The following is a 3,267-nucleotide window of genomic DNA, read 5'->3' as shown; positions in this document are numbered from 1 at the left end:
AAAACTATTTTATCATCTTCAATAGAAATATAGTCTAAAGGTTCTAAAACTCCTAATAACTGACCTACCAACCTCCTAGGATCGCCTCCAGAAACCGTTACATTGCTACTAAAATCAATATCTTCTATATTTATGCTTTGGTTTTTTATATTTGAGTACAAATCGCCAATTGTCACTCTATTTTTAGCAACTTCTTCATTGGCTATTATATAGTACTTAAATACGTTTGTGTAAACCCAATTAGTTCCTTCATAAATAGACCCATAAACTAATAGCTGCATTAGGGTTCTGAGAGGAGCGTTCAATTGGTTGTTAGCTAACTCTTTTTTATAGCTATCATTTCGATCGTTCTTAGGATTAGGAAATTGAAACTTTTTGATAAATTCTCCTAAGACATAGTTTTGCTTACCATCTAAAATTAAATCAACATTATGCGATCCTTTGTAAAGTCCAAAATAAAATTCATATACTGGAAACCATCCATTTTTTGCATTTTCTAACGTCTGTTTTGGATGTTCCCAAACACCACTTTTTATGTACTTTGCCACAAACCCCATATTTTGGTACACTTGAGCAAACCTTAGATCATTTGTAAAATGATAATATAACATAATCTTATACTCCTTTTCCTTTTATAAATTTTAAAGTACTCATTTATTTTATAATCTTCGCATTATTACAAAAAAAAAGCAACATAGTTTCTAAACTATATTGCTTTTAGACATTTTGCCCATAATTGTATTATATAAGTCATTAATAGCTTGTGCTATAGCTTTAGCTAACTTAGGAGGAACTGCGTTTCCTATCATTTGATATGTAGCACCTTGAGATCCTATAAATTCAAAATCGTCATCAAATGTTTGCAACCGAGCAGCTTCTCTTGGCGTAATAGTTCTGCTCTGTTCAGAATCATAATGGATAAAACGATTACCATCCTTATAAAGATGAGCAATAATTGTAGTGCTTGGTTTATTAGGCCTCAGCACATGATATCGATGGATAGGACTCTTAGACCCTACTTTTTCTTCATAAAGATCACTTAACTTTTTACTATCCGAATATAAACCAGTGCCTTTTTCAATATCTTTTGCAAGCATATGAAATATTTCAATATCTCTTAAACTGTGATATCTCGGTTTATGCCAGCTGATCATTCTCCCTGAATTATTAATAGGTACATAAGCTTCTTTTTGTGAGTGACTTCCATTATCCCGTAAAGGTTTGAACTTCTGTAGATCCCCTATAGCTTCTTCAACAGTTATTTCTCTTTGCGATTTATACTTAGGTAGTATATTTATATAAAAATTTTTTAATTCATCCTGAATATTAATTTCTTTTGAAACAAATTTTTTATTTACTCCAATAATAATAACTCTTTTTCTTGATTGAGGAACTCCATAGTCTTTTGCATTAACAACTGCGTAGTTCTTTAGTGAGTCAACTATTTCATAGCCGATGCTAGAAAATCCCTCCGTTACTAATTCACTGATTAGCGGTCCTAAACCAGGTCTAGCACTCAACATTCCAGGCACATTTTCGAAAATGAAAAATTTGGGTTCATAACGTTTAACAACGCTTAAATAGTGTTCAAAAAGATAATTTCTGTAATCATCTCGCATTCCATTGCTATCTCTTACTCTCCCAGCAATCGAATATGCTTGACAAGGAGGGCCACCAATAACAATATCTATCCCATTTGCTTTTTCAACAAAATAATCCAATCCTTTTCCCATACCAAATTTTAAATCAGACCATCCATTAAATAATTCTTCTTCTCTCTGAATGTCAAAGTGCATAACTGTATTATCAGAATCAATACACCCCCATTTATCTTTAAGTCTTCTTCTCAATGTATCCACTTGAGGCTTTAACCATTCTACAGATGCTATATCTTTAAACATACTTGTTTGAAGAAATCCTTCAGATAATCCTCCCGCACCTGCAAATAAGTCTAAATATTTTAATTTATCCATTCATATTGCGCTCCTCATATATCTAAGATTTTTTTTACTTCTAATGCAACTGCTTTTCCTAATAATGGAGGAACTGCATTACCAACTTGCTTATATTGCTGAGATTTATTTCCATAAAAAATGAAGTCATCTGGGAATGATTGCAAGCGAGCACTTTCTCGAACAGTAGGTATTCGATTCCACTTATAGTGAAAATGCGACCGGTGTCCTGTGTTTATCGTTAGTGAAGGTCTTTTACTATGGTAACGAGTCAATGCTTCATTATATTTAAACATGGTATTAAATGGAGCTGGTAGAGAGCGAAAATTTTTCCCTTCAGGTACCATACTTATCAATTCAACAGTCTTCTGTTCGTGCTGTGTTCCAACATGATTGTATAATTCTTTTGAATTAGCCCTCATAAATTTTTGATATTCTGTAATAGGCTCGCTAATATACTTACATTTTTCATTTCCTAGATCTTCTTCAAGTGAAGGTAGGTCACTTATTGCGTCTTCACATGTTATAAAATTATCTTTTTCTAGAAAAGGATCTGGATACTTAAAATTCCCATATTTTGGAAGAACTCCAACAAAAAAAACACGTTTTCTAATCTGAGGTACTCCAAATTCTGGAGCATACAGAATTTTTTTGTCCATATTGTATCCCAAATCTTCAAAATCGTCTACTATACGGCGAGCACCTTTTCCATCGAATAACTTCAATAATCCAGGTACATTTTCTAATACAACTACTTTCGGTTTAGTCATTTTTGCAAGCTTTACCATTGCCTCGTATAATGTGTTTCTTTCATCATGTTCATCTCGAGGCCCTGCTAAAGAATAACCTTGACAAGGTGGTCCCCCAACTAAAACATCAATGTTAATCTCTCTCTCATATAAGTAGTCTGTTATAAATTTCAAATTTTCATGATTAAAAAGATCAAGTTTCATAATATCAGCATCTCCATGATTGGCTTTAAAAGTTTTTAAAGCAGCATCATCAAAATCAATACCTAATCTAACATTAAATCCGGCATCCATAAATCCACGAGATAATCCTCCTGCGCCAGAAAACAAATCAACTACATTTAATCTTTTATTAATTATTTTTTTGCTATCTGTTTCTTTTCTCTGTAATCCGTATTCAAGACATTCTCTAATTTTTTCCTGAGCAGTTTTTCCAGGAAAAAAAAGATCAAGCTGTTCCATTATATTATCTGAAACTTTAATTTTCATTTCTTTTCCTCTGATTGCTGATCTACCCGCGCCTGTTCTATTTCCACCACGAGACATGAATATCCTCCCTTTCATCC

3 protein-coding genes are annotated in these 3,267 nt (G+C 32.8%); all 3 read right to left on the bottom strand.

Annotated elements, in window-relative coordinates:
• The coding region (locus tag A5877_RS17000) for a hypothetical protein (RefSeq protein ID WP_139843946.1) at positions 1-611 on the bottom strand (611 nt) is incomplete at its 3' end.
• 90 nt (positions 612-701) lie between these two features.
• Positions 702-1,973: a DNA cytosine methyltransferase gene (locus A5877_RS16995; RefSeq protein WP_086317482.1), complete on the bottom strand. Its 1,272-nt coding sequence runs from the start codon at positions 1,971-1,973 to the stop codon at positions 702-704.
• 14 nt (positions 1,974-1,987) lie between these two features.
• Complete coding sequence (locus A5877_RS16990) at positions 1,988-3,247, bottom strand: DNA cytosine methyltransferase (protein ID WP_254907508.1); 1,260 nt, start codon at positions 3,245-3,247, stop codon at positions 1,988-1,990.
• Positions 3,248-3,267: the final 20 nt, after the last annotated feature.

The organism is Enterococcus sp. 3C7_DIV0644, assembly GCF_002141235.1.
GTDB classification, from domain to species: Bacteria; Bacillota; Bacilli; order Lactobacillales; family Enterococcaceae; genus Enterococcus_D; species Enterococcus_D entomosocium.
This window is presented reverse-complemented; position numbering and strand designations above follow the sequence as displayed.